The sequence below is a fragment of the Verrucomicrobiia bacterium genome, from assembly GCA_035765895.1.
GTDB lineage: Bacteria > Verrucomicrobiota > Verrucomicrobiia > Limisphaerales > DSYF01 > DSYF01.
On the sequence record DASTWL010000068.1, the window covers coordinates 34,584 to 61,350 of the forward strand.

Below are 26,767 nucleotides of genomic sequence, written 5' to 3' on the forward strand. Positions count from 1 at the left end.
GCGGCCGTCCGGCTGATGAAATTGACGCGGTTTAAGGCTTCCACTTCATGTCCGCCACCGTGCGGCCGGCGGGAATGAACGGCAGCACGTGTTCGCTGTAAGGCGTGCAGACGTCGAGGACGTAGGCCGTTTTCGCCTCGATGAGGCGTTGCAACGCGGCCTTGAGATCGCGCTTATACATCACGCGTTCGCAGGGCACGTTGAAGCTGTTGCAGACGCGGACGTAGTCGGGATAAACCTGTGCGCGCTTCTCCGGATCGCCGAGGTAGGTGTGCCCGCGGTTGCCGCCGTAGAAGCTGTCCTCCCACTGCACCACCATGCCGAGGTGCTGGTTGTTCAGGATGATCGCCTTGGCATTAATGCGTTCGATGTGTGCGGTGGCGAGTTCCTGGATGTTCATCAAGAACGAGCCGTCGCCGTCGATGTCGATCACTTCCTTGTCCGGATGCGCCACCTTCACGCCAAGCGCGGCCGGATAGCCGAAGCCCATCGAGCCGAGGCCGCCGCTGGAGATGAACTGGCGCGGGTGTTTGCAGGGATACCATTGGCCGGACCACATCTGGTGCTGGCCGACGCCGGTGGTGATGCAGGCCTCGCCCTTGGTGAGTTCGTGCAACATCTCGATGACCATCTGCGGCAGGATGACCTGGTCTTCCTGGCCCTTCATGTGGTCCTTCATGTGGTCGCTGTTGGCGATCTCGGCGGTGATGCCGTAGGTGAACGGCGCCTTCTTTTTCCACTCGGCGATCTGGGCGTGCCAGGCATCAAATTTCTTCGTGACCGGGCGCTTGGCGAGCAGCTTGTTCAGCCGCGTCAATGCGTCCTTGATGTCGCCCACGACCGGCAGATGTGCCCGTTTGTTTTTGTTCAGCTCGGAGGCGTCCACGTCAATGTGAACGATCGTTGCGCCTTTCGCGAACTCGCTGAAGGCGCCGGTGACGCGGTCGTCGAAGCGCACGCCGAACGCGAGCAGCAGGTCCGCGCCGTCCTTGAGCTTCACCATCGGATCATTGAAGGACTTGCGGTGCTCGTATTCACCGTTCACGGCCCAGTTGGCAAACGCGGCGCCGTGCATGCCGAGCCAGCGGAGCGAGAGTTCATGGTTTTCGGGGAACGCGCCAATGCCCATCAGCGTGGTCGTGACCGGAATCCCCGTCGCTTCGGCGAACTTTTTCAGGTCCGCCGCCGCGCCGCTGGTGATGATGCCGCCGCCGCAGTAAAGGACCGGCCGTTCGGCCTTCTGGATGAGCCCGACGACTTCGTTGAGCGCAAGTTCGTCGGCGAAAATGTCGGGGTTGTAGCCCGGCAGCCCGGCGCGCATTTCCTCGTGCGTAAGCCAGACCGGCTGGGTCCGGGCCTGTTGAATGTTCTTGGGAATGTCAATCACGACGGGTCCGGGCCGGCCGGATTGGGCGATGTAGAACGCCTCCTTCACGATGCGCGGAATGTCGTTGATATCAGTGACGAGGTAGCTGTGCTTCACCACGGGCAGCGTCATGCCGATCATGTCGGTTTCCTGGAACGCGCCGCGGCCGATCATGTTCTGGTTCACCTGGCCGGTGATGGCGACGAGCGGGCAGGAATCCATGTAGGCATCCGCAATGGCGGTGACGAGGTTGGTCGCGCCGGGGCCGCTGGTGGCCATGCAGACGCCGGCCTTGCCGGTGGCGCGGGCGTAGCCTTCCGCGGCAAAGCTGCCGCCCTGTTCGTGACGGGGCAGAATAGTGCGGATCTTGGACTTGGTGAGCGACTGGTGAATTTCCATGCTCGCGCCGCCGGGATAGGCAAAAATCACCTCAACGCCTTCGCGTTCGAGGGCCTCGACGAGGATGTCGCGGCCATACATCAACGGGCCGACCTTGCCGGCGGCGGCTTTGGCAGTTTTCTTCGATTTGGCGGATGTTGCTTTGCTCATGTTTCTTTCTTGGTTGATGGCCGGCGCAAGTCTGGGGCTGATCGACAAAAAACCCACGACCGTTGCCAGCCGTGGGTTCTTGTTAAAACTGGATTCAGTCTCGACAAGCACCATCGGCGGCGCGGGCTGTTACTACCAGCGCGAGAGCAACGGTGACTTGTTGAACGATACCGAACATCGGGCGAAAAGCTAGAATTCCGCCCTGGCCGGGTCAAGCCCGGAATCAGCACCCTGCGGGCCAAAGCGCTAATGAATTACTTGAAAAAGTCTTGAATCACCCCGGCCACGCGGTCGATCTGGGCGTCGGTCATTTCTGGATAGATCGGCAGGCTGAGGCACTGGTTGGCGGCCTTTTCGGAAACCGGGAACGCGCCCGGCTGGTAACCGAGGTTCGCGTAGCACTTTTGCAGGTGCAACGGCAGGGGGTAATGCAGCGCACAGCCGACGCCGTGGGCTTCGAGGTGCTTTTTGAGTTCATCCCGGCGCGGATGGCGCACCACATAAAGATGGTAGGCGCTTTCTGCCCAGCTGGCCTCGCGTGGCAATTGCAGCGGCGTTCCGGCGAGCAATTCATGATAACGGTGGGCGACGCGGCGGCGGCCGGCCGTCCACGCGGGCAGATGCTTCAACTTCACGCCCAGCACGGCGCCCTGGATGCCTTCCATGCGGTAGTTGAAACCCACTTCGTCGTGGTAATACCGGACCGTGGAGCCGTGTTCGCGCAGGGCCCGCGCGCGGGCGGCAAGGGCATCGTCGTTGACCAGCAATGCTCCGCCTTCGCCGGCGGCGCCAAGATTCTTGCCGGGATAAAAACTGTAGCAGGACAGGGCGCCGAACGTGCCGACGGTGCGCCCCTTGTATGTGGCGCAATGCGCCTGCGCGGTGTCCTCGACGAGCGGCAGGTTGTGCTTTTGGGCGATGGCCAGCAGCGGATCGAGATCCGCCGGATGACCGTAGAGATGCACGGGCATGATGGCCTTGGTGCGGGGCGTGATCGCGCGTTCGACGAGTTGGGGGTCTAAATTGAACGTCGCGTCGTCAATGTCCACATACACCGGTTTCGCGCCGACATAACTGATGGCCCAGCTGGTGGCCACGAACGTGAACGGCGTGGTGATGATTTCGTCACCCGGCTTGATGTTGAGCAGCAACAGGGCGATGTGCAGTGCGGACGTGCCGCTGTTCATGCCCACGCAATGCTTCGTGCCGATCAGCTTGGCGAAGTCCTTCTCGAACTGCGCCACGTCCGGCCCGAGGCAGAACGAGCAGTTATCGAGGGTGCGTGCAATGGCGGCGTCGAGTTCCGCGCGGAGCGGGCGCATCTGAGCCTTAAGGTCCAAGTAGGGAACGGGTTCCATGAGGATTCCTTTAATTTGAACTGCGGGCGCCAGCGTAGCGCAGGGGTGACCCGGAGAACAATAGCGCAATACGCGGCGGGATCAGGGCTTCTTCCGGGACGGTTTGGGGACATTGGCCGGGCGGGCCGGCTTGCGGGCCAGCAACGCATAACGGGCGTGCGTCAGGCCGTTGAACATCTGGTTGAAGAAGAATTTCATCCCGCTGGAGAGGCTGACGCGTTTGAACTCCACTTCCAGCCCGGCGGCAGCGAAAAACCGTTCATAGTCGTCGCGCGAATAAAGCCGGCGTCCGGAACGCACCCGGGCCTCGCTGGTTTCTTGGGACTGGAATTTAAGCCAGGGCTTGACGGGCTCGCGCACGGCCACGAACCAGCCGCCCGGCTTCAGCACGCGCCTGGCCTCGCGCAACGTTTCGCCGATGTTCACCGTCCGGTTCAGCACCGAGGCGCATACCACGAAATCAAAGTGGCTCGCCGGAAAATCCAGTTCGTGCAGATCGCCGGCGATGCGGGTGATCTTGTCCTCCCGGGCGCCCACACGGGCGAACACCCGCGGCGCCTCCTCCTTCAACCGCCGGCCGGACAGGTCCGTGGCGATGATCTCCACCACGCCCGGCAGTTTGGACAGTTCGGCGCTCAACCAGGCCGCGCCCGCGCCGATCTCGAGAATCCGCCCGCGAAAATGCAGTCCGAACCGCTTTGTGAGGTAGGGCGCGATTTGTGCGGCGCGTTCCTGGAGATCGTCGTTCAGGTGCGCGTCGCGCTCGCGCGCCGCCACGCGCCGGGCGGCGGCCGTTGCCGCCTGCACCGCACTGCGCGGCCGGCGGTTGACGCGCGGTTCGACAAATTTGGATTCTGGACGGTTCAAGCGCCTGCAGCTTAATGAAACCCGCGCGCGGACAAAAGGGGTGATTGCACGAAAAGTGGACGCACCAGAGCCCGAAAAAAATTGTCTTCGCCGGGGCGCGCCGTATGTTGGCCACGCCGATGACGAAGACCTTCGCGCAACTTGGATTTCCCGGGCGGCTTGTGGCTGTTGAGGGCCTTGATGGTTCCGGCAAATCCACCCAGATCTACCTGCTGAAGCGCTGGCTGGAATTGCAGGGGCTGAAGGTTTTTTTCAGCGAATGGAACTCGTCGGAACTCGTCAAGAGCGCGACCAGCAAGGGCAAGAAGCAGACGCTGCTCACGCCGACCACGTTCAGTCTGATCCACGCCACGGACTTTGCCGACCGTTACGAACGGCAACTGGTGCCCCTGCTCCGGGCCGGTTACATCGTGCTGTGCGACCGTTACATCTTCACCGCCTTTGCGCGGGACACCGTGCGCGGCTGTCCGGCCGAGTGGGTGCGGGAGCTTTACGGTTTTGCGGCGCACCCCGACCTGACCTTTTTCTTCAAGGCGCACCTTGAGGTGTCCCTCCAACGCATCCTCGCGGGGCGGCCGCAGTTGAAATTTTTCGAGGCGGGCATGGATTTGAAGCTCTCCAATGATCCCGAGGAAAGTTTTCGCATCTTTCAGGGCCGGTTGCTCGAGCAGTATCTGGCCATGAGCACCGAATTCAACTTTCACCTTGTGGATGCCAACCAGCCCATCGAGGTCCAGCAATCACTCGTGCGCGAGGTGGTGGCGGCGCGCATCAACCTGCGGGCCTACGCGGCCGCCAAGCCCATGCTGCGCCTATGAAGAAACCCGCCGCCAGCCTCAAACGCAAACCGGCGACCCGCTGCCAGGTGCCAACGCGGGCACAACGCCGCTTTTACGGCCACGGCCTGCCGGATGTCGAACTGGACAAGCTTTTGGGCAAGCTGATCGTGGTCGAGGGCGCGGATGGCTCGGGCCGGTCCTCGCAGATCACGTCGCTCGTGCAATGGCTGGAAGGGCGCGGGCACGCCACCGTGCAGGTCGGCCTCAAGCGTTCCACGCTCGTCAGCGAGGAACTGGGGCGCGCGCAGAATGGAAACATTCTGAGCCATACCACGATGAGCCTGTTCTACGCCACCGACTTTGCCGACCAGCTCGAAAATGTCATCATCCCCGCACTGCGGGCGGGTTTCATGGTGCTCGCGGACCGTTACATCTACACGCTGATGGCCCGCGACCTTGTCCGGGGCGCGGACGCGGCGTGGTTGAACAATCTTTACGGCATCGCGCTGGTGCCGGACGCGGTGTTTTACCTCAAGGTGTCGCCCGAGGTGCTGGTGCAGCGGAACTTTGCCAAGAACCACACCCTCGACTATTGGGAAAGCGGCATGGACCTCGGCCTTTCGCGCGACATGTTTGACAGCTTCCTGAAGTATCAAAAGATGATGATCGAACAGTTCGAGCGGCTGCGGCGCGAGTTTGATTTCCACATCGTCGATGGCAACCAGTCGATGGACGAAATCAACCTGGAATTGCGTCACAACATCGAAGCCGTGCTGGCCGGCGACCGTTAGATCAGCTTTGCCGAGGCGGCATGGGGCGTCCGGCCCGTGTCCGGGCGCGGTCGAACAACCATCACCACCAATGCCTGAAGCACCAACCAAAACCGAATACCTCGTGGGCGTGGATCTGGGCGGAACCAAGATCCTGGCGGGCGTCTTTAACCCCGCGCTGAAATGCCTTGGCAAAGCCAAGCTGAGCACCAAGGCGGAACGCGGTGCCGACGCCGTGATCGACCGCATCGCGCGCTGTGTCCGCGAAGCCGTGGACGAATGCGATCTGGACCTCAAACACTGCCGGGGCGTGGGTGTCGGGGCGCCGGGCGCGGTGGACTTCGCGGCGGGCCGGGTGATTTTTGCCCCCAATCTCGGGTGGAAAGACCTGCCCCTGAAAAAGGAGCTCGAAAGGCGGCTCGACCTGCCGGTCTTTCTCGAAAACGACTGCAACGTCTGCACGCTCGGCGTTCACGAGCGCGAACTCGGCGGCAAACCGCGCCACCTCATCGGCATCTTCGTCGGCACCGGCATTGGGGGCGGTTTCATTCTGGACGGCAAACTGTTTTCCGGCGCCAATCACACAGCGGGTGAGGTGGGCCACATGGTTGTGCAGGTCGGCGGGCAAAAATGCGGTTGTGGCAACAAGGGCTGTCTCGAAGCCATGGCCAGCCGCACCGCCGTCTTCAACCGCATCCAGGCGGCCGTGAAGGACGGCCAGAAGACCGTGCTGACGGACATGCTCGGCGAAAAGCTCGAGAACATGAAGAGCGGCGATTTGCGCAAGGCGCTGCGGCGGGGCGACAAGCTGGTCGATCAGGTGATCGAAGAGGCGGCCGAATACATCGGCATCGCCGTCGGCAATCTCATCAACCTGTTCAATCCCGAAGTCATCGTGCTGGGCGGCGGAATGATTGACGCCCTGGAGGACGAAATGTTCAGCATCATCACCGAAGTGGCACATGATTACGCGATGCCCGGCACGGACAAGGGGCTCGAAATCATTCCCACGAAACTCGGCAACGACGCCGGCATCACCGGTGCCGCCGTGCTCGCGCGGCAGCAACTCAAATAATCCGCCGCATGGGCATTTCGCGCCGCGCCGTCATCGACATCGGCACCAATTCCGTGAAGCTGCTCGTGGCGGACGTGGGCGGTCCGGATGTGGTGCCCGTCGTCGAACTTGCGGAGCAGACGCGGCTGGGCCGCGGCTTCTACAAAACGCATCGCCTCCAGTCCGAGGCCGTGACGGCCACCGCGCAGGCCGTGGCGGAGTTCGTCCGGCAGGCCCGCGACCTCGGGGCCGTCACGGTCCGCGTCTTTGCGACCAGCGCCGCCCGCGACGCCCACAATCCGGAGGTGTTGCGCGACGCCGTTTGGACCGCCTCCGGCTGCGCGATGGAAATCATTTCCGGCGAGCAGGAGGCAGAGTGGGCTTTTCGTGGCGTGACCACCGATGTCCGGCTGGCACGGCAGCCGTTGTTGCTGCTGGACGTCGGTGGTGGCAGCACGGAATTCATCCTGGGCGCGGGCGAGCACAAGCATTTCCGGCAAAGTTTTCCGCTGGGCGTGGTGCGTTTGCTGGAGCACGCGCCGCACTCTGATCCGCCCCGGCCGGCGGAGCTGGCGGCCTGCCGGCGTTGGGTGCGGGAATTTCTGGCGGCGCAGGTGGCGCCCCAACTGGAGCTGGCGCTGGCCCGGGAACGCAGCCAGGGCGAACTGTTGCTCGTGGGCACGGGCGGCACGGCCAGCGTCCTCGCCAGCATGGAAACCGGCCTCGGAAAATTTGACCGCCACAAAATCGAGGCGGTGATCCTGAGCGCGGAACAGGTGCGGGCCTGGGTGGACCGGCTCTGGAGTCTGCCGCTGGCCGAACGCCGCAAGATTCCCGGTCTGCCGCCGCCGCGCGCCGACGTGATGCTCACCGGCGCCGCGATTTATGAGGCGGTCATGGAGCAATTCAAGTTTGCCGGACTCCGCGTCACCACGCGCGGGCTGCGCTTCGCCGCGTTGCTGGACGACCCGGCGACGGCGGGTTGCTGAAGCGGCTCGCCAGCGGCGGTCAGGCGCCGGCTCGAAGCGCCTCCCGCGCCCGCTGCGGCGTTCGCATCTTTGGCAAAAGCGCGAATCGCTGTAATATTCTTCCGCTGATGGCGTCAGCAGGATTGATGAATGACCTGGTCACCCAATTCATGGGCAGCCGCGATGAGTTCCTGGCCTTTGCGCGGGCGCGCCTTGGCGATCCCGAACTCGCGGCGGATGCGGTTCAGGAGAGCCTGCTCAAGGCCCTGTGCAAGGTTGGTCAGTTGCGCCGGGCGGAAGGCGCAAAGGCCTGGTTTTACCGCATTCTGCGCCGCACGATCATTGACCTTTACCGGCGGCGCGGCGCGCAGGAGCGGTTGATGGACCAGTGGCAGCGCGCAGCGGCGGCTGGTCCGGACTCCGCTGCGGAACGTGTCGTTTGCGCCTGCCTCAAACGGCTGCTGCCGGCGTTGAAGCCGGAATACGCCATTCTCCTGCGCCGACTGGACCTTGCGGGGGAAGACCCGAAGACCGTGGCGGCCAGTCTCGGCATCAGCGCCAACAATCTGGCCGTTCGCCGGCATCGCGCCCGTCAGGAACTCCGACGGCAACTGGAGCAAACCTGCCGGTCATGCGCCCGGCACGGTTGCCTGGATTGTTCCTGCGATGAAAATTGAAACCTTTGGCCCCAGTTGGAAATGAACACGACAACGATGGAACCTCGACCTTCAGCCCCGTCCGGACGCACGGAATTGCGCGTCACGGGGATGACCTGCAACAACTGCGCGCGGACGGTGACCGGCATCATCCAGGATTTTCCGGGAGTGGCCGGCGTGAACGTCGCCCTGGACGAACAACGCGCCACGGTGCGCTGGGCCGCGGCGGTGCCCGCCGACCTCGCGCCGTTGCTCGGGGCCCTGGAAGACGCGGGCTACGGCTCGCAGGTGATTCAGGCTGGCGCAGCCCAATCAGCGCCCAAGCTGGGTGGCTGGGCGGTGAACTTGCTCCTCGGCGTGCCGGTGACGGGGCTCTTGATGCTCGGCGAATGGGTGTTTGGCTGGGGCGAAACCCGCTGGTTCGCGTGGTTCGCCTTTGCGCTGGCGGGCACCGTCCAGATTTTCGCCGGCGCAAAATTTTATCGCGGCGCCTGGGCCCAGTTGAAGGCGGGCAGTTCCAACATGGACACCCTCGTGGCGTTGGGTTCGACGACGGCCTTTGGTTACAGCGCATGGGCCTTGTTGGCCGGCTGGCAAACGCACCTCTATTTCATGGAGGCCGCGGCCATCATCACGTTGATCAGCGTCGGCCATTGGGTGGAGGCGCGGGTCAGCGCCAAGGCCGCCGGTGCGTTGAAATCCCTGATGACGCTCGCCCCGCAAACCGCCCGCAAATTGACGCGCCCCGCTGCAACCAGGCCGGCGGCTCCGGCGACGCCATTGCAATTCAATTTCCGCGCCGCCGAAGCACCGGCCCGCCCGGTTGAGACGGAGGTGACGGTGGCGGAATTGAACGAGGCGGATCTGGTGGTGTTGCGCCCGGGCGACCGCGTGCCGGTGGATGGCGAAGTGGTCGAGGGCGAATCCACGGTGGACGAAGCCATGCTTACCGGCGAATCGAATCCGGTGGAGAAACGCCCCGGCGGACCGCTTTACGCCGGCACCGCAAATCTCAACGGCCGGCTGGTCATGCGCGTGACGGCCACCGGGGAAGCCACGGCGCTCGCGCACATCATTGCGGCCGTGCAGCGGGCGCAGAACAGCCGTGCCAACATCCAACGGCTGGGCGACCGCGTCAGCAACGTCTTTGTGCCCATCGTGGTCACGGTGGCCTTGGCCACCGCCCTGTGGTGGGGACTCGCCTTCGAACACGCGTCCCGGGTCATGGCCTGGCTCACGCCCTTCTTGTGGCACGCGCATCCGCCGACGTCACCGCTGGCGGCGGCGGTCATTGCAGCCGCTGCGGTGCTGATTGTGGCGTGCCCCTGTGCGATGGGCCTCGCCACGCCCGCGGCCATCATGGCGGCGGCCAACGCGGCGGCCCGGCGCGGCATTTTGATCCGTGACGGCGTTGCGTTGGAAAAGGCCGGCGAGGTCACGGCCGTGCTCTTTGACAAAACGGGCACGCTGACCGTTGGCAAACCGGTCCTGACCGACGCCTGGGCGGTGGATTCGCAATCCAAGGCGGACGTCACGTCCTGGGCTGCGGCGTTGGCGAAGCCTTCAAGCCATCCCATCAGCCAGGCGATTGCGGCGGCCGCGCCCGCGGAGGCCGGCGTTGAGGACTGGCGTGAAGTGCGTGGCGCCGGGGTGGAAGGGAAAATTCGCCTCGCGGATGGCTCCCGCCCAGCCGCGCGTTTGGGGTCGTTGCGCTGGCTGCGGGAGGCGGGCGTTGATCTGACGCCGGGCGAGGCCTTCATCAAGGCAGGTTCGCAGGCGGGCGCGACGATGGTGGGCCTGGTGTTGGGGAATCAACTGCGCGGCTTGTTCGCGGTGCAGGACGCGTTGAAGCCGGGCGCCGCGGCGGTCGTGCGCCGGCTTCAGGCACGCGGCCTGCACACGTATCTCGTCACCGGCGACAACGAACTGACGGCGGCGGGCATTGCCAAACACGCCGGCATTCCCGGCGAGAACGTGTTCGCCGAAGTGCGTCCGGAACAGAAGGCCGACTTCGTGAAGCAACTCCAGCAGCGGGGCGAAAAGGTCGCGTTCGTGGGCGACGGCATCAACGACGCGCCGGCGCTGGAGCAGGCGGATTTGGGCGTGGCCGTGAGCCGTGCCAGCGACGTCGCCCGCGAGGCGGCGGACATCATCCTGCTCAAATCCGACATCGAAGCCGTGCCGGAAAGCCTGGGGCTGGCGCGGGCGACGCTGCGCACCATCAAACAGAATTTGTTCTGGGCGTTCTTCTACAACGTTGCCGCAGTGCCGCTGGCCGCGCTGGGTTTCATGAGCCCGGTGCTGTGCGCCGCCACGATGGGGTTCTCCGACTTGATCGTGATTGGCAACGCACTGCGGTTGCGGCGGGCGAAGGTTCAGTGAGACGGCCGACGACCTAGTCCGCCCGGCAGGCGGCGGGTGCCGCCGTGGCTTTATTCGGGCAAAACCGGGTCGGGAAGCCGAAAATCCATAAAAATCGGTGCAATCCGTTCCCGCAGAGGGAGAACAAGGGCGGTTTGACGCTGGAAACGGCCGGGGCTGGACGGAAAAACCCCAGGAAATTTCGCTCCAACCCCGGGAGCGGAGTCTCCAGCCCGCGGGCTGGTCGCTCCGCTACGCCGGGCAGGCGGGAGAAAATCCCGCCTTCGGCGCGGGTTGAGCCGTCCCTTTGGCATGGGTTGTGCCGACCTCAGAGTTCATGAAGCTTTTGCCGGCGGACCGACAAGGATGGTTTGGCCTCCTGCTGTTGCCCTTTCAGGTTTACGTGGCGCTGGCTCCCTTGGGTTTGGCTGTTTGGTGGAATGTGACGAGCAGGCTCCATGGCCAAAGGTTCTTGTATCGCGAGCAGGAACAGCGGTGCCTCAAGGGCTGCGCCATCTGCCTGCTGGTGTTTTTGCTCGCGGCGCTCATCCAATGTTTCGGTGTCACGTTCGCGCGCCGTCATGGTCCGTCAGACTGGGCGCGCGGCTTGAAAGGGAGCCTCATCTGGGCGGGCATGACGCTGGGTCTGCTCGCGGCTTTTCTGTGGCCTCAACTGTCGGCTGCAAAGTAGGCTGGGCAGGACTTGCGGCGTGGGGAGCGCGCCACTTGCGTGAAATTGAGCCGTTCGAGAAGGTTTTTTGCGGCTGATTCCGGCGCCATTCTGTCGGCACGCGTTATGCAAAGCGATTGACCATGAAAACTCGCCTGCCTCTTTCACGTCGCCCGCTCGTCGCGTTCACGTTGCTGGAGTTGATGGTGGTCGCGCTGACGCTTTTCCTGCTGGCGCTGTTGGTGCTGCCCAACATTCAACATTATGGTGGCCGATACCCAGCAACACGCATCCGCTGCGTCACCAACCTGAAGCAAGTCGGCCTGTCGTTTCTCGTTTGGACAGGTGACAATGGCAATCGGTATCCAATGTATGTGCCGGTGACCAACGGCGGCGCCATGGAACTCGTGGCAGATGGTTTGGTGGCCCCGATTTTCGGCGTGATGTCAAACGAACTGGGGACGCCCAAAATGCTCTTCTGTCCCGCTGATGCGGAACGCGCACTCGCAACTACTTGGAACTCTTTTCACGATGCCAACGTGAGTTACTTCGTGAGCCTGAGTGCGACGAACAATGCCGATCCAGCGATGTGGCTGGCCGGGGACCGGAATCTGACCAACGGCACCGCGCGGGTGCGAGGCGTGTTGACCGTGCCCACGAACAGCGTCGTGGGCTGGACCCGGGCGATGCACAATCTGCAAGGCAACGTGTGTTTCGCCGACGGCAGCGTGCAGCAACTGAGTGCGGCAGGATTGCCGGCATCGTTGCGCACGCAAAGCGTTTCGCCGCTGCGCTTGCTGATGCCGCAGTAGGCGCGGCGGCGCCGCCGGGCTTACTTCGCCGGCACCGCGTGCAGGGCGGCTTCCTCCTGGAAATCCCGGCCCAGCGCGCCCGCTGCCTCGCCGGCGTGTTGTTTCGCGAGCAGCATGTAGAGCGAGGGAATGACCAGCAGCGTGAAGATGGTGCCCAGCGCCATGCCGGCCACAATCACGATGCCGATGGAATTACGGGCCGCGGCGCCGGCGCCCGACACGAGCGTCAGCGGGAAATGGCCGGCCACCGTGGCCACGCTCGTCATCAACACCGGCCGCAACCGGGTCAGCGACGCGCGGCGCACGGCCGCGAGCTTTGAGAGGCCGCTGCGTTGCAGTTCATTCGCGAATTCCACGATCAGGATGCCGTTCTTGGAGACGAGGCCGACCAGCGTCACGAGACCGACCTGGGAATAGATGTTCAGCGTGGTGGTCCAGCCGTTGGTGAAGAACGGCATGTTCTGCCCAGGCATTTTCAGGAAGCAGAAGGTCAGCGCGCCGAACATGGCCAGCGGCACGGAGCCCAGCAGGATGATCAGCGGGTCGCGGAAGCTGTTGAACTGCGCGGCCAGCACAAGAAAGATGAGCGTCAGCGCGAGGACGAACGCGGGCAGGAACTTGCTGCCCTCGACGCGCAACTGGCGCGACTCGCCGGTGTAATCGAGCTTGTAGCCTTCGGGCAGAATCTTTCGCGCCTCGGTTTCCAGATAGGTCAGCGCCTCGTCCAGCGGGCGCACGGCCACGCCGCTGATCTTCACGGCGTTGAACTGCTGGAAGCGGTTCAGCGCCCGTGGCGTCGTGGTCTTCTCGAGCTTCGTGAACGTGCTGAGCGCGACGAGGTGGCCGTCCGGCCCCTTGACGTAGGTGTTTTCCAGTTGCTGCGGGTTCAGGCGATCCACGCGCTTGATCTGCGGAATCACCTTGTAGCTGCGGCCGGCGAGGTTGAAGCGGTTGACGTAATTGCCGCCCACCATCGCGGAGAGGTCGGCGCCGACGTTCTGCATGTTCAGGCCCATCGAGGCCACCTTGTCGCGGTCGAGGACGAGCTTTGTCTCGGGCTGGTCGATTTTGGTGTCGATGATTGGCGGGAACGCAAACATGCCGCTGGCCGCCGCCTTCTGCTGGAGCTCGTTCGCAAAGCGCATGATGACGTCCGGCTCGGCCGTGGACGCGATGACGAATTCCACCGGGAACTGGCCGCCGCCGGGCAGCGCGGGCGGGGTGACCGACAGCACGCGAATGCCGGGAATCTTGTTCACCTTCGCCTGCACCTCGGGGGTGATCTGGAACACCGTGCGTTTGCGCTGGCCCCACGGCTTCAGGACCACGCCGCCCACGCCATTGTCGGGGAAGGTCAGCTGGAAGCTGCGTTCGAATTCCGGCGTGGTCATCCATTCGCGGTTGACCTCGTCCGTGTAGAATGTCGTCTGGTCAATCGTGGCGTCTGCCGCCGCATCGACCACGCCCAGGATGATGCCCTGGTCCTCCGTGGGCGCGAGTTCCTTGGGCGCCATCATGAACATTGGGAAGGTGAGCAGGCTCAGCACAATCCAGACGAAATAAACCGCCGGCCGGGCTGAGAGGGTGGCATCCAGAATTTTGGCGTAGGTGTTCCGCAGCCGGTCGAAGCCGTGATTGATGCGGCCCACCAGGCCTTCCTCCTCGTGGCCGCCCTTGATCAGCTTGGCCGACATTACCGGGGAAAGCGTCAGCGCCACCACGCCCGAGATGAACACGGCGCCGGCGAGCGTGAAGGCGAATTCGCGGAAGAGCGACCCGGTCAGGCCGCCCTGCAAACCGATCGGCGCATAAACAGCGGCCAGCGTGATGGTCATCGCAATCACCGGGCCGACGAGTTCGCGCGCGCCAAGGATCGCCGCCTGCGTGGGCGTCTGCCCTTCGCGGATGTGACGTTCCACGTTTTCCACGATGACGATTGCGTCATCGACGACCAATCCGACCGAGAGCACGATGGCCAGCAGCGTCAGCAGGTTCAGGGTGAAGCCAAAAGCCTGCATCAGGAAGATCGCGCCGATCAGCGAAACGGGGATGGCCACCAGCGGCACGAGCACGGACCGCAGCGAGCCGAGGAACAGGAAGATGACGATGGCCACGATGATCAGCGTTTCGGTCAGTGTGTGCAGCACTTCGTGGATGGCGTCGTCGATGTATTCCGTGGCGTCGTAGGCGACGCGTCCGGTGAGACCGGTGGGCAGATCCCTTTGGATCAGGCTCATTTCGTGGCGGACGCGCTTGATGACATCCAGCGAGTTGGCGTTCGGCAGCACCCAGATGCCCATGAACACCGCGCGTTCGCCGGAAAACCGCACTTCCGAGTTGTAATCCTCCGCGCCCAGCACCACGTCCGCCACGTCGCGCAACCGGATGAGATGGTTGCCCGACTGGCGCAGCACGAGGTTGCGGAATTCCTCCGCCGAGCGCAGGTCCGTGTTCGCGGTCAAATTGACCTGCACCAGCGAGCCCTTGGTCTGGCCGACGGCGGCGAGGAAGTTGTTGGCCGCGAGCGCCTCGCGCACCTGGTTGGGGTTGATGTTCAACGCCGCCATGCGGTCCGGCTTGAGCCAGATGCGCATCGCAAACGTGCGGCCGCCGAGGATGTCCGCCTTCTGCACGCCTTCGATGGCGGTGAGGCGCGGCTGCACCACGCGCACCAGGTAATCCGTGATCTGGTTTGCCTGCAAAATGTCCGACGTGAAGCTGAGGTAGGCCGAGGCGAATTTGGTGTCCGCCGATTCAATGTTCAGCGTGGGCACCTCGGCTTCCGGCGGCAAATCACCGCGCACCTGGTCCACCTTGGAGCTGATTTCCGCGAGGGCCTTGGTCGAATCATAGTTCAGCTTGAGGTGAACCGTGATGGTGGAGAGGCCGAGCTTGCTGGATGATTCGATGTAATCGATGCCGTCGGCGGCCGCGATGGCGCGTTCAAGCGGCGTGGAAATGAACCCACGCACCAGATCCGCGCTGGCACCAACATACACGGTGGAAACCGTGACCACGGCGTTCTCACTGCGCGGATACTGCCGCACCGTCAACGAGCGGATGGCCTGAAAGCCGGCGATCAAAATCACCAGGTTCACCACGATGGCGAGCACCGGGCGGCGGATGAAAATATCCGTGAACGACTTCATGGGGGGGAGCGTGTTAGCTGTCGGACGGCTGCGGTTTCTCGGAGGCTTTGGGCGCGATCTCGTCGTTGATCACGACCGGCATGCCGTTGCGGAGTTTGAACAATCCGGAGCTGACCACGCGTTCGCCCGGTTTGAGGCCGGCCTCGACGCTGACGAAGTCACCGCGCGCCCGGCCGGTGCGGACAAACTGCTGCCGCACCACGAGTCCGCCGCTGGAGTTGGTGGCGGGTTCGATCAAATACACCGAGTCGCCGTAGGGCGCGCTCAACACGGCCGGCGCGGGGATGACGAGCACGTCGTTTTCATCCGGCAGCAGGACTTCCACCTGGGCGAACATGCCGGGCCGCAGGAGCTGTTCCGGGTTCTCAAACGTGGCCTGAAGCCCGATGCTGCGCGTGCTGGGGTCGAGACCGGGATTGAGCGCGGTCAGGATGCCGTCGAAGGTCCGGCCCGGGTAGGCGTCCGTTGTCAGCCGCACCTTCATGCCGGTCTTCAAACTGGCGAGGTCCTGCTGTGGCAGCGATAACTCGGCGTAAGTCGGCGAGAGCGCCTGCAGCGAAACAATCACCGTTTTGCCGGCGTCCACATACTCGCCCAGATTCACCTGCCGAATGCCCAGCCGGCCGGCAAACGGGGCGCGGATGGTCTTCTTGGCGATGGCCGCGCGGATGGCGTCCGCGCTGGCCTGTGTCTGCTTCAAGGTCGCCTCCGCGGTGTCGAGTTCGGACTGCGCCACGGTGTTGTTCGCGCGCAGTTCGCGGACGCGCGCGGCATTCACCCGGGCCAGTTCGACCTGCGCGTCGAGGGCCCGCAACTGGGCTTCCTCGGATGACGTGTCGAGGCGCACCAACAAGTCGCCCTGGGCGACGATGGCGCCGGATTCAAACGCAATCTCCACCACGTTGCCGGAGGCTTCGGCAGTCACGTTGACGCCTTGCACGGCGGTGATGGAACCGATTGCGGTCAGGGTGCGCTGCCATTTTTCCTCATGCGCCACGGCGGAGGAAACGGTTTCAGGTGGCTGTTGGTAAGCCTTGCCGGCATCAATCAGCTTGCGGATTTGCAGCGCTTTCACGCCGGCCAGTCCGCCCACCACGGCCAGGACGATGACTGCGGAAACAACGATTTTCGATTTCATGCGGAGATACTTCCTGATTCAAAAACAGCTTTGGGCCCGTTTCGGGGGCGCGCGCCGGCCACCTTCGGCCAGAACCGTTGCCAAGTCAAAAGCCGCGCGGCGCGACACCGCCTCAAACCTGACGAGGGGTGATTTGACCAGGCCGCGCGGCGCCGTTGGCCGTTAAATTCGCGGGACAGTAGGTAAACCGGGGAGAGAAGTCAAACACGTGTTTGAATTGTGCGGAGTCGTTACGCCGCAAGGTCATGGCGGGTTTGCCGGAATGAAAACCTCGACAGGCCGGCGCTTCCGTTCAAAGCTGCGCGGCGTGGCTGGCATTTGTATCCGGAACCTGACCAAGACGTTTCGTGCCTTGACCGCGGCGGGCGGCGCCATCACCGCCGTGGCGGGCGTGGATCTGCGGGTGACCGACGGGCAGTTGCTGACGTTGCTGGGACCGTCGGGTTGCGGCAAAACCACCTTGCTCCGCCTGATTGCCGGGCTGGAGACACCTGATGGCGGCACCATTGTCATCGCGGACATGAATCAGGCCGATGTGCCGCCCGAACGGCGCGACGTCGCAATGGTGTTCCAAACGCTGGCGCTGTTTCCCCACCTGACCGCGCGGCAGAATCTGGCTTTCGGCCTGACCCTACGGCGCCTGCCGGCGCCCGAAATCGAGGCGGAAGTGGCGACTGCCGCGCAATGGCTGGGGTTGACGGATTGCCTGGCGCGCCGGCCGGCGGAATTGTCGAGCGGTCAACGCCAGCGGGTCGCCTTGGGCCGCGCATTGATCCGCCGCCCCAAGGTGTTGTTGCTCGACGAGCCCTTTGCCAATCTCGACGCGCCGTTGCGCCGGGAATTGCGGCGCGAACTGCGGCGGTTGCAGCGCGAACTGCAATTGACCACGCTGCTGGTGACGCATGACCAGGCCGAGGCGCTGGCGCTGGGCGACCAGGTGGCGGTCATGAATCAGGGGCGGGTGGAGCAGGTGGCGGCTCCGGCCGAACTCCGGGCGCAGCCCGCGTCGGAGTTCGTGCGTGGCTTCCTCGATGGGGCGGCGATTTGAACTGGGCCACGGCCGGGCGGTCGCTAAACTTTTCCTCATGAATCAACTCGGGTTGCACGAATTTCATCAAGGCTTGGGAGCGACGTTCGACGTCGTGGCTGGTGCGGAAGTGGTGCGGGATTACGGCGACGCCGCGGCCGAGGGTGCGGCGCTGCATGGTGCGGCGGGCGTGCTGGACCTCAGCTTTCGCGGGCGCCTCTGCGTGCTGGGCGCGGATCGCCAGCGCTTCCTGAACGGCCAGGTGACGAACAATGTGAAGGAGCTTCAGCCCGGCCGGGGCTGTTACGCGGCGTTGACCACCAACAAGGGTCGTTTGCAATCTGATTTGCACATTCATTGTCTGGCGGAGGAACTGTTGCTCGATTTCGAGCCCGGGCTGATGCCGGTCGTGGTCGAGCGGCTCGAGAAATTCATCGTGGCGGACGACGTGCAAATCGTGGATGTCGCGCCGCATTACGGACTGTTGAGCGTGCAGGGCCCGCGGGCGGCGGCGGTGGTGACGGCGCTCGGTTTGTTTGCGGCGCTGCCCGACCAGGCTTATCGCTCGGTCCGCGTGACGGATGCCACGCTGGGTGAGATTTATTTGATGAACCTGCCGCGACTGAGGGCCGCCGGATTTGATTTGTTTGTGCCCGTGGCCGCGCTCGGAGCGGTGGCTGACAAATTGATCGCAGCCGCGCGGCAAAACGGTGGTGGGGCGTGCGGCTGGGCGGCGCTTGAGGCGGCGCGCATTGAGGCGGGCATCCCGCGGTTTGGAGCGGACATGGACGCAACGAATCTGCCGCAGGAAACCGGCATCGAGGCCAGTGCGGTCAGTTACACCAAGGGCTGCTACATCGGGCAGGAAGTCATCAACCGCATCCGCAGCTTTGGCCAGGTGACGCGCGCGCTGCGCGGGCTGCGACTGCCTGATGATTTGGCGGCATTACCCGAACACGGCGACAAGCTGTTTCACGATGGCAAGGAAGTTGGCCACGTGACGAGCGCGCTGGCTTCACGGCGATTGCAGGCCAATGTGGCGCTGGGTTACGTGCGCAAGGAGTGCAACGCGCCGGGCACCGAACTGGTCTGGCGCGGGGCGGCCGGGGAGGCGCCGGTGCGGATTGTGCCGTTGCCCTTTGCCGCGTGAAGCCGCGCCGCGGTTTCATTCAGGCGCGCTTGGGGCGGTTGCCGAGATGTTGCAGGGTTTCGCGGACGCGCAGGCGCATGGCCTCGCGTTCCTCCGCCGTCAGTCCCAGCGGATCGAAGCGCAGCCGGTAGTGGAGCGCGAGCAGGGCGAGTAACAGTTCCTGCAGCTCGTTGACGTGGCCGTCGCGCACGGCGCGTTGCAAAAACTGCCCCAGCGTTTCGCCCGGCGGCCGGATGAATCCGTAATCGGCCAGCCGCCGTTCCACGAGATAGAATTCCGAATCAAGTCCGAGCCGCATGGTGGCGGCCGCTTCGGCAGCCTGACGCTTCTTGGCGCGCTGGCCGGGCTTGTGGCGCAACAGCCGGTAAAGCAGGAACAGCAGCATCGGGCCGACGATCCACCAGATGTAATCGCGGAGATTGCTCTGGCCCCAACGCCACTTCAGAAACTCGAATTTCAGCCGGTTCCAGCCGTCCGAGAGAAATTGCAGCGGCGACGCGCGCCGGTTCTCCTCCTCGACCCAGGACGCGGGCGTGGTGTCGAAATCGTGCCACTGGTTGTTGTAGTAGGCGAGGCACCAGGCGTGGGCATGGCGTTCGCGCACCACATAACCCGGGCCGGCGGGTTCCTGCACCGACCAGCCAACGGCATAGCGCGCCGGAATGCCCAGCTGCCGCAACAACAGGACCGTGGCCGTGGCGAAGTATTCGCAATGGCCGCGGCGCGTTTGGAGGAGGAATTTGGCCAGCGGCGTGGCGTTGGTGGATTCGCGGCGGTTGTCCCGGCTGCCGAGCCACGTGGTGTAGGTGTAGTGGTCCTGAAAATACGCGCTGATGGTGCGCAGCTTCTGGTTGATCGATGCGCCCTCCGGGAACGCGAGATTGGTGATGACCTGGTTCAAGGCTGGCGCTTCCCGGTCCGGCACGCCATCTGGTCCGTCCTCGGCCGTAGGCGGTGCGTCAAAGGTGCCGAAGGGACCAAAGGACGCGTCGAACAGCACCACGCCGGGACCTTCGGCCATGACCATGCCGAGGCCGTTGGTTTTCACGGCGAACACCGGCAATTCCTCCATGCGGGTTACTCCCGAGGGCAGGGGCAGCAAATCCAGGCCGTCCTCCAGAAACGTTGCGATGTTGACCTTTTGCAGGGCGGGGGCGTTGCGCAGCACCCAGTTCGCCGTTTTCGGTTCGGGAAACAGCGGGATGAGCGTGGCCATGCCGCCCAGATCGGAGCGGTTGTTGCCGGCGGCCCAGATGGGGCTGCGATAAATGCGGTAGCTGGCCGTGCGCAACAAGCCGGGCGGCGGGGTGCCGTCCTTGGGCTCCAGGCGGATGACGATGCGGCCTGAGCTTTGAATTTTGCCGATCTGGCCGATGGCGGTGCTGGTTTCATTCGGGCTCGTGCGCCGGCCGCTCCAGCGCCACGGCCACTGCGGGGCGTAATTCTCCACGAAGCGCCGCAGCTCGCTCAACTGTTGCTGGCCGAGAAAACCGATCCCGCACGCGAGCAATCCGCTGATGGCCCAGACGGGCAGCCCGAACCGCCGGGACCGGCGCGTCCACAGCGCCCAGAGCAGCAATACCGCCAGGCCGATGAAAAAGGTGTTGGTGTCGTTTTGCGTGATGCTGGCTGAAATCAAACAGATGCCGAAGAACACCCACACGGCGTTCACGTCGCGATCGGCCAGCGGTCCCGGCGGGCGGCGCCGTTTGTGGCGCCGGGCAATCAGCGAGAAGACCGGCAGTTTCAGGCGGTCCCGGCGGCTGCACACCAGCGCGGCGGCGAAGGGGAAAAAAACCATCGGCAGCCAGCGAATCAGCGACGCGGCGGTTCGCTGGCTGGTTTCCCCCACCAGCCGTTGCGTCATGAGATTGGGATCCTCCGCCAGGCGGGTGATGGCAGCGGGCCCCTGATTGGCGGTGAACGCGTAAACGGACGCGGCGATGAAAATCAGGGTGCACAGGTTCCAGAGCCGGTTGAAGTCTTCATCCGTCAGCTCCCACCGGAACCGGATCAGCCGGGCGCCTTCGAGCACGATGGCCATCGCGCAGCCCATCCCGAACAGGTCGGTTTGCCAGCCCCAAAAAAGGAGCGTGGCGCCGAGCAGCATTGGCGGGAGTTTGATCATGGTGTCAGAGTCGGGCCAGACCCTCCTCCATGCGGTTGCATTCGAGCACGTGAAAATGCTCCGGGTCATCGCGCATCGGTCCCGCCTCAATGGTTTTCGCCCCGCCGGGCTCCACCACGAGCAGCACCAGCAGCGGCGTGCCCAGCAGGCGCAACTTGCGCACCAGTTCCTGACGCGCGGCATCCCAGTCGATCAGCACACAAATGCAGCCACTAACCCGCGCCGCGTGATTCAGCACGAGTTCCTCCAGGGCGCCGAACTGGTCGTGATTCTGGTTGGCCTGCACCGAGGCGAGCACTTCGAGCAGGTGGTCCGAGCGCGCCAGCCCGCGTCCCGCCGTCATGCAATACGCCTCTGTTCCGGCAAACAACAGGTCGAGCAGCGACTCCTGGGTCTGCACGGTGCACGCGAACGAGGCGGCCAGGCTCACTGCCTCCTCAAACACTTCGCTGTAAGGGTCCGAGCAAAAGGTGTCGAGCACGAGGGCGTGCCGGACAAAAAATTCATCCTCATACTCCTTCACGATGGGCTTGCCGGTCTTGGCCCAGCTCCGCCAGTGAATGTGCCGGTAAGGATCCCCGCGCCGGTAGTCGCGCAGGGACACGAACTCGTCGGACTGCCCCACGGAAGACGCCAGCGCCACCCCGCCTTGCTGGTATTTCATCGCGCCCGGCAACGCCACGGCTGGAATGAAGTAGCGCTTCGGCAGCGCCAGCATGGTTTGTGGCAACGGACGCTTTTTCAGCGCGCGAAACAGCCCCAGCGGATCCGTGCGCGCAATGGTTGCCGAGTGAAACCGGATCAGCCCGCGACGCAGCGGCGTCAATTGCACCTGCACTTCTGCGGCCTGGTGCGCGGGCAGCGGCGGAATCTCCACTTCGCTCACCCGGGCCATGCGGAACGGATTGCGCGTATGCCGCCGCCAGATCGGGATTTTGCGCAGCCGTCTTTCCTCGGCGCGCTGAAAGCCGATCCACTGGGCCAGCGAGGGCCGCACATCGGCCAGGGTTTCAATGAAGGTCAGGCCGGCCTGCGGCTGGGGCGTCTGATTGCGGACACTCACGCGGTAGCGGATCGGCGCGCCCACGGTGCAGAAGCGCGGCAGCATCCGTTCAATTTCAAACCTGCCGCGCAGCCACCACCCAAAGGCCAGCGCCACGAGCAGCAAGGCCAGCAGCAGGCAGAGCGCCTGGTAGGCCACGTTGTTCTCCGCGTCGAACGACAGGGGCAGCACGATGGCCAGCGCGGTCAACAATCCCAAACCAGCCGGGCTGAACCGCCGCCACACCCAGTTCCGCACCGCGGCGAACAGCCGGAAACCGTGGTAAAGCAGTTTGAAGATCGGACCCACAGACGGAACGGTGCCTCAAGCCGGCACCGGAATTTTTTTGATCACTTCGTTCACCACACCCTCGGGCGTCTGTCCGGAAAAGCGCGCCTGCGGCTCCATCACCAGCCGGTGCGCAATGACCGGGCTGGCCAGTTCCCGCACCTGCTCCGGGCTGACAAAATCCAGTCCGTCAAACATGGCCAGCGCCTGGGCGGTCTTCATCAACGCAATCGAGGCGCGTGGGCTGGCGCCCAGTTGCACCCCCGGCATGGACCGCGTCGCGCCGACCACGTCCACGACGTATCGTTTCAGTTCCTCGCTGATGCGCACGTGCTGGGCCGCCCGCCGGAGGGCAAGCACGTCGTCCAGGGTGACGCACGGCTTGAGCAAATCCAGCGGATGATGTTCCGCCTGCGCCGTCAGAATGGACACCTCGTCCCCCGCGCTCACGTAGCCCAGCTTGAACTCCATGGCGAAGCGGTCCATTTGCGCTTCCGGCAGCGGATAGGTGCCGCGGAATTCGACCGGGTTTTGCGTGGCGATGACGAAGAACAAGCCCGGCAGAAACCGGCGTTCACCATCCACGCTCACCTGGTTTTCGCCCATCGCCTCCAGCAACGCTGATTGCGTGCGGGGCGAGGCCCGGTTGATTTCGTCGGCGAGGAGAATGTTCGTGAAGATGGGGCCTTCATGGAACTGAAACGAGTGGTCCCGCTGATTGAAGATCGAAACACCCAGAATGTCCGACGGCAGCAAATCGGGCGTGAACTGCACCCGCTTGAATTGCGCGTCGATGGACCGGGCCAGCGCCTTCGCCAGCGTGGTTTTGCCGGTTCCGGGCGAATCTTCGAGGAGCACGTGGCCGCCGGCGGCGAGCGCGGCCAGCAGTTTGCGGATGGAACCGGATTGTCCCTGCATGACGCGGGCGATGTTTTCGGCGATGCGCTGGAAGGTTTCGCGGGCGGCAGGAATGGTTTTGGGCGTCATGGTGCGGTAACGGACCGTATGCGTTTCAATGCAACTCTTTGCTGCCACGGATTCATCCGGGGTGCAAGGGGTTTGTCGGAAAGGAGGGTTCAGGCCGCGGCGGCCGTTTCATGCAGGCGGCCAGTGGATTTTAACCGGGCCAATACTTTGTCCCACGTCTCCTGCTCGGCCGGGGAATGGATTTCGGGCTGAAAGCCGAATTGTAGATAGAGGTTGATGGCAGGCAGGCGGCCGGTCGAGGTCACCACGCAGGCCCGGTCGAATCCCAGCTCGCGCAGCCGATGACATACCGCCGCGAGCAGCGGTTTGCTCAAGCCAAGTCCCTGATAATGACGCATGATGGCCAGCCAGAAGACGCGGCCCCACGGGCCGCCCAGCCGCTCCGGGGCCGACCAGGCCGTGCCGGTGCCAATGACCCGGCCCGCGGCGTCCTGCAAGTAGCACTGGCAGCGCGCCAGATGCTTGAAGTCCGTGCCGAACTCGTGCGTAAAGAGCACCGGAGTAATTTCGTTGAACGGATCGGCGTCGTGATGGATGCGCAGCCAGTGGGCGGCGTCGCCCGGGCAAAACCAGCGGAGCGAGTAGCCCGGCGGAGGTTGCACTTCCGGCAGGCCGTTCAAGTTTGGACGGGCGAGTTCCAACCGGAGATTCTGACAGACAAAATCCATGACCTACCCTAGCAGGCTAGCTCACTCACGCGCGGGCAGCAACGCTTTCCACCGGCGGTTGCCGCTTGTCATCGCTCCGGTGACTCCCCTAAGTTGCAGCGGGTTGAACAAATTATGTGCGGCATCGTAGGCTACATCGGGAAAAAAAACGCGGCGCCCCTGCTGATTGAGGGTTTGCGCCGGCTTGAATACCGCGGCTACGACTCGGCCGGCGTCTGCACCCTGGCCGACGAGATCCTGGAACTGCGCAAATCCGCGGGCCGGGTGGACAAGCTGGCGGAACAGCTCCGGGCCAGGCCGCTGCGCGGTTCGGTGGGCATCAGTCACACGCGCTGGGCCACGCACGGCGCCCCCACCGACGCAAACGCGCATCCGCATCTGGACGAATCCGGCCGGATTGCCATCGTGCACAACGGCGTGGTGGAGAACTACGACCGCCTCAAGCAGCGCCTGATTGCAGCGGGCCATACCTTTCACTCGCAGACCGACACCGAGGTGCTCGCGCACCTGATTGGCGAGCATTACGCCAAACTCAAAGGCCAGCCCGCGGAAAATGGTCACCCGCTGACGCAGGCCGTGCTCAATGCGCTCAAGGAGGTCATCGGCACCTACGGCATCGCCGTGATTTGTCAGGATTTTCCTGGCGTCATGGTGGGGGCGCGGCGCGGCTCGCCACTGATAGTCGGTGTCGGCAATGGAGAAAACTTCCTCGCCAGCGACGCCAGCGCCATCGTCGCGCACACCCGGCAGGTCATCTACCTGAATGACTACGACGTGGTGACGTTGACGCCGGAGGGCTATTCGCATGCGAGCCTCGGCACGGACACGCCGGCGTTGCAGGTGAGCCAGATTGAGTTCGATGCGGACGCGGTGGAGAAGGGTGGGTTCGCGCACTTCATGCTCAAGGAGATTTTCGAGCAGCCGCGTTCGATTGAAAACGCGCTGCGGGGCCGCATTGATTACGAAGAGGCGATGCCCAAGTTTGGCGGCTTGAACATGACGCCGGCCGAATTGCGCGCGGTGGACCGTATCGTCATCACCGCCTGCGGCACCAGCTGGCACGCCGGCATCGTTGGTGAATACTTGATGGAGGAATTCGCGCAAATCCCGACCGAGGTCGAATACAGCAGCGAATTCCGCTACCGCAATGCGCCGCTCGACAAGCACACGCTGGTGCTGACCATCACGCAAAGCGGCGAAACCGCCGACACGCTCGCCAGCCTGCGCGAAGCCCGGCGGCGCGGCCACAAGGTGCTCTCGATCTGCAACGTCGTCGGCAGCACCATCGCCCGCGAAGCCGACGGCGGCATTTACCTGCACGCCGGACCGGAGATCGGCGTGGCCTCGACGAAGGCATTCACGTCCCAGGTGTCCGTGCTCACCTTGCTGGCGCTCCTCATGGGACGGATTCGCACCTTGTCCCACGCCCGGGCCGCCGCCGTCATCAAGGCGCTCGAGGCCGTGCCCGGACAGATCCAGCAGATTTTGCAGCAGAACGACGCCATCCAGCGCATCGCCCAAAAATACGCCCGGGCGGAGGATTTTTTGTTTTTGGGCCGCGGCTACTGTTATCCTGTCGCCCTCGAAGGCGCGCTGAAGCTGAAGGAGATTTCCTACATTCACGCCGAGGGTTATCCGGCCGCCGAAATGAAGCACGGACCAATCGCGCTGATTGACGAAAAGACGCCGACGGTCTTCCTGGTGCCGCGCGATTCGCTCTACGACAAAACCTTCAGCAACGTGGAGGAAATCAAGGCGCGCAAGGGGCCGGTCATTGCCATCGCGACGGAGGGAGACGACCAAATCCGCCGCAAGGCCGACGACGTGATTTATCTGCCCGCCACCCTCGAATCGATCTTCCCGTTGCTGGCGACCATCCCGCTGCAATTGCTGGCCTACCACACCGCCGTGGCGCGGGGTTGCGATGTGGACAAGCCGCGCAATTTGGCCAAGAGTGTCACGGTTGAATGACGCGGCCCGCAAAATTCCGGGAACCAACCGGCGGCGCCGCGCTCTTACGCTGGAAGGGTTGAACCATGAATCTGTTGCCTGAAAATGCGGCTCACTGGCATCTCGTCCTGAACCACCTGCCGGTGGTGGGCAGTCTGGCCGCGCTGCTCCTGCTCGTCTGGGCGTGGCTCAAGAATGCCGACGACCTCAAGCGCGTGGCGTTGATGGCGCTCGTGCTGGTGGGGCTGGTGGCGGTGCCCGCGTATCTGACCGGCGATCCCGCCGAGCATTCCCTCAAAGGGCTGCCCGGCATCAGCAGCCGCTGGATGGCCAATCACGAGGACGCCGCCGAATTTGCGCTCTGGGCGGCGATCATTGTGGGGGTGGCCGCGCTGGCCGCATTGATTGTTTTCCGCAAGAAGCTCTCCCTGCCGCGCTGGGTGATTGGCGTGTTCCTGCTCCTGAGCCTGGGCCTGTGCGGCATCATGCTGCGCACGGCCAATCTCGGCGGCAAAATTCACCACCCGGAAATCCGCGCCTACGATGCACCCGGCGCGGCGACGGCGGTGGAGTATTGAGCGGCCCGGCGCCGTTCAATCCGCCTGCTTCCACTTTTCCGACTCGTCCGTCTGCGGTTGCAGCAATCGGACCATCAGCGGCACGCTTGCAATCGTTTCCTCGCCCAGCGTCACGTCAATGGCGTAAAGCCCCGGTGCGGCGAACTTGAGTTGCTGGATGTTGATGATGAAATTGCGCGTGCCAAAATGTGTGTCCTCCGGCATCGCGACTTCCACGGGGATGTCCATGCTCGGCATGATCGGCCGGCCGTCCGCGTCCACAAAGTGCAGCTTGAGCAGGTGGGCGCCCTCGTCACCGCTGGTGAAGGTCACGCGCAGGGCGATGGCACATTGCGGATGCACGGCGGGCAACGCCTGCGCATAAATCGTGTCGAAGGCGCCGAGGAGATTCAGTTTGCCGTGATCGTCTGTTGCTGCGTCGCACAAGACCGCCACCTGAATGTTCATAAGTC

Annotated in this window: 23 protein-coding genes; 12 read left to right on the plus strand and 11 right to left on the minus strand. The window is 64.0% G+C overall.

Features of this window, described 5'->3' with window-relative positions; translation table 11 throughout:
• Window positions 1-31 precede the first annotated feature (31 nt).
• Window positions 32-1,846, minus strand: coding sequence for a biosynthetic-type acetolactate synthase large subunit (gene ilvB, locus VFV96_13645; protein HEU5071442.1), 1,815 nt, complete (start codon window positions 1,844-1,846; stop codon window positions 32-34).
• A gap of 67 nt (window positions 1,847-1,913) precedes the next feature.
• Here ilvB and VFV96_13650 point away from each other — a divergent pair, with 67 nt between their 5' ends.
• Window positions 1,914-2,108, plus strand: a complete 195-nt coding sequence (locus tag VFV96_13650) for a hypothetical protein (protein HEU5071443.1) — start codon at window positions 1,914-1,916, stop codon at window positions 2,106-2,108.
• A 61-nt stretch (window positions 2,109-2,169) separates the two neighbouring features.
• Here VFV96_13650 and VFV96_13655 read toward each other — a convergent pair whose 3' ends face one another.
• Both VFV96_13655 and VFV96_13660 read right to left on the minus strand, forming a co-directional pair.
• On the minus strand, window positions 2,170-3,273 hold the full coding sequence (locus tag VFV96_13655; GenBank protein ID HEU5071444.1) for a DegT/DnrJ/EryC1/StrS family aminotransferase: 1,104 nt from the start codon (window positions 3,271-3,273) through the stop codon (window positions 2,170-2,172).
• Between the two features lie 81 nt (window positions 3,274-3,354).
• Window positions 3,355-4,140, minus strand: coding sequence for a class I SAM-dependent methyltransferase (locus VFV96_13660; GenBank protein HEU5071445.1), 786 nt, complete (start codon window positions 4,138-4,140; stop codon window positions 3,355-3,357).
• A 119-nt stretch (window positions 4,141-4,259) separates the two neighbouring features.
• On the opposite strand from VFV96_13660, the gene VFV96_13665 reads away from it, so the two are divergent.
• The 6 genes from VFV96_13665 to VFV96_13690 all read left to right on the plus strand — a co-directional run bounded on the left by VFV96_13665 (window position 4,260) and on the right by VFV96_13690 (window position 10,749).
• Window positions 4,260-4,958 (plus strand): thymidylate kinase, encoded by a 699-nt coding sequence (locus VFV96_13665; GenBank protein HEU5071446.1) that lies wholly within the window; start codon window positions 4,260-4,262, stop codon window positions 4,956-4,958.
• Window positions 4,955-5,710, plus strand: coding sequence for a thymidylate kinase (locus tag VFV96_13670; GenBank protein ID HEU5071447.1), 756 nt, complete (start codon window positions 4,955-4,957; stop codon window positions 5,708-5,710). The genes VFV96_13665 and VFV96_13670 overlap by 4 nt, the downstream gene beginning before the upstream one ends.
• A gap of 70 nt (window positions 5,711-5,780) precedes the next feature.
• Complete coding sequence (locus tag VFV96_13675; protein ID HEU5071448.1) at window positions 5,781-6,764, plus strand: ROK family protein; 984 nt, start codon at window positions 5,781-5,783, stop codon at window positions 6,762-6,764.
• Between the two features lie 8 nt (window positions 6,765-6,772).
• Complete coding sequence (locus VFV96_13680) at window positions 6,773-7,732, plus strand: Ppx/GppA family phosphatase (protein HEU5071449.1); 960 nt, start codon at window positions 6,773-6,775, stop codon at window positions 7,730-7,732.
• Window positions 7,733-7,857: 125 nt separating this feature from the next.
• Window positions 7,858-8,388, plus strand: coding sequence for a sigma-70 family RNA polymerase sigma factor (locus VFV96_13685; protein ID HEU5071450.1), 531 nt, complete (start codon window positions 7,858-7,860; stop codon window positions 8,386-8,388).
• A 21-nt stretch (window positions 8,389-8,409) separates the two neighbouring features.
• Entirely contained in the window at window positions 8,410-10,749 is a 2,340-nt protein-coding gene (locus VFV96_13690) for a heavy metal translocating P-type ATPase (GenBank protein ID HEU5071451.1), read from the plus strand.
• Between the two features lie 307 nt (window positions 10,750-11,056).
• On the opposite strand, the gene VFV96_13695 is transcribed toward VFV96_13690, so the two are convergent.
• Complete coding sequence (locus VFV96_13695) at window positions 11,057-11,311, minus strand: hypothetical protein (protein ID HEU5071452.1); 255 nt, start codon at window positions 11,309-11,311, stop codon at window positions 11,057-11,059.
• A 230-nt stretch (window positions 11,312-11,541) separates the two neighbouring features.
• On the opposite strand from VFV96_13695, the gene VFV96_13700 reads away from it, so the two are divergent.
• On the plus strand, window positions 11,542-12,210 hold the full coding sequence (locus VFV96_13700) for a type II secretion system protein (protein HEU5071453.1): 669 nt from the start codon (window positions 11,542-11,544) through the stop codon (window positions 12,208-12,210).
• A gap of 20 nt (window positions 12,211-12,230) precedes the next feature.
• On the opposite strand, the gene VFV96_13705 is transcribed toward VFV96_13700, so the two are convergent.
• Both VFV96_13705 and VFV96_13710 read right to left on the minus strand, forming a co-directional pair.
• Window positions 12,231-15,359: an efflux RND transporter permease subunit gene (locus tag VFV96_13705; protein HEU5071454.1), complete on the minus strand. Its 3,129-nt coding sequence runs from the start codon at window positions 15,357-15,359 to the stop codon at window positions 12,231-12,233.
• A gap of 13 nt (window positions 15,360-15,372) precedes the next feature.
• A complete protein-coding gene (locus VFV96_13710) occupies window positions 15,373-16,497 on the minus strand; it encodes an efflux RND transporter periplasmic adaptor subunit (GenBank protein ID HEU5071455.1) in 1,125 nt (374 codons plus the stop codon).
• Between the two features lie 262 nt (window positions 16,498-16,759).
• Between VFV96_13710 and VFV96_13715 the strand changes: the two genes are divergently transcribed.
• Both VFV96_13715 and VFV96_13720 read left to right on the plus strand, forming a co-directional pair.
• Window positions 16,760-17,545 carry an ABC transporter ATP-binding protein gene (locus tag VFV96_13715; GenBank protein ID HEU5071456.1) on the plus strand — a complete coding sequence of 262 codons (786 nt, stop codon included), beginning with the start codon at window positions 16,760-16,762 and terminating at the stop codon, window positions 17,543-17,545.
• Window positions 17,546-17,582: 37 nt separating this feature from the next.
• Window positions 17,583-18,674, plus strand: coding sequence for a glycine cleavage T C-terminal barrel domain-containing protein (locus VFV96_13720; protein ID HEU5071457.1), 1,092 nt, complete (start codon window positions 17,583-17,585; stop codon window positions 18,672-18,674).
• Between the two features lie 19 nt (window positions 18,675-18,693).
• Here the strand turns inward: VFV96_13720 and VFV96_13725 are convergent, their stop codons facing one another.
• The 4 genes from VFV96_13725 to VFV96_13740 all read right to left on the minus strand — a co-directional run bounded on the left by VFV96_13725 (window position 18,694) and on the right by VFV96_13740 (window position 23,787).
• Entirely contained in the window at window positions 18,694-20,802 is a 2,109-nt protein-coding gene (locus VFV96_13725; protein HEU5071458.1) for a transglutaminase domain-containing protein, read from the minus strand.
• A 4-nt stretch (window positions 20,803-20,806) separates the two neighbouring features.
• Window positions 20,807-22,153, minus strand: a complete 1,347-nt coding sequence (locus tag VFV96_13730; GenBank protein ID HEU5071459.1) for a DUF58 domain-containing protein — start codon at window positions 22,151-22,153, stop codon at window positions 20,807-20,809.
• Between the two features lie 15 nt (window positions 22,154-22,168).
• Window positions 22,169-23,119, minus strand: a complete 951-nt coding sequence (locus VFV96_13735) for a MoxR family ATPase (GenBank protein HEU5071460.1) — start codon at window positions 23,117-23,119, stop codon at window positions 22,169-22,171.
• An 89-nt stretch (window positions 23,120-23,208) separates the two neighbouring features.
• Window positions 23,209-23,787 (minus strand): GNAT family N-acetyltransferase, encoded by a 579-nt coding sequence (locus VFV96_13740; protein HEU5071461.1) that lies wholly within the window; start codon window positions 23,785-23,787, stop codon window positions 23,209-23,211.
• Window positions 23,788-23,901: 114 nt separating this feature from the next.
• Between VFV96_13740 and glmS the strand changes: the two genes are divergently transcribed.
• A complete protein-coding gene (gene glmS / locus VFV96_13745) occupies window positions 23,902-25,758 on the plus strand; it encodes a glutamine--fructose-6-phosphate transaminase (isomerizing) (GenBank protein ID HEU5071462.1) in 1,857 nt (618 codons plus the stop codon).
• Between the two features lie 65 nt (window positions 25,759-25,823).
• The gene (locus VFV96_13750; protein ID HEU5071463.1) at window positions 25,824-26,315 is read left to right on the plus strand and encodes a hypothetical protein; all 492 of its coding nucleotides are present in this window, start codon (window positions 25,824-25,826) and stop codon (window positions 26,313-26,315) included.
• 15 nt (window positions 26,316-26,330) lie between these two features.
• On the opposite strand, the gene VFV96_13755 is transcribed toward VFV96_13750, so the two are convergent.
• On the minus strand, window positions 26,331-26,762 hold the full coding sequence (locus VFV96_13755; protein ID HEU5071464.1) for a hypothetical protein: 432 nt from the start codon (window positions 26,760-26,762) through the stop codon (window positions 26,331-26,333).
• Window positions 26,763-26,767: the final 5 nt, after the last annotated feature.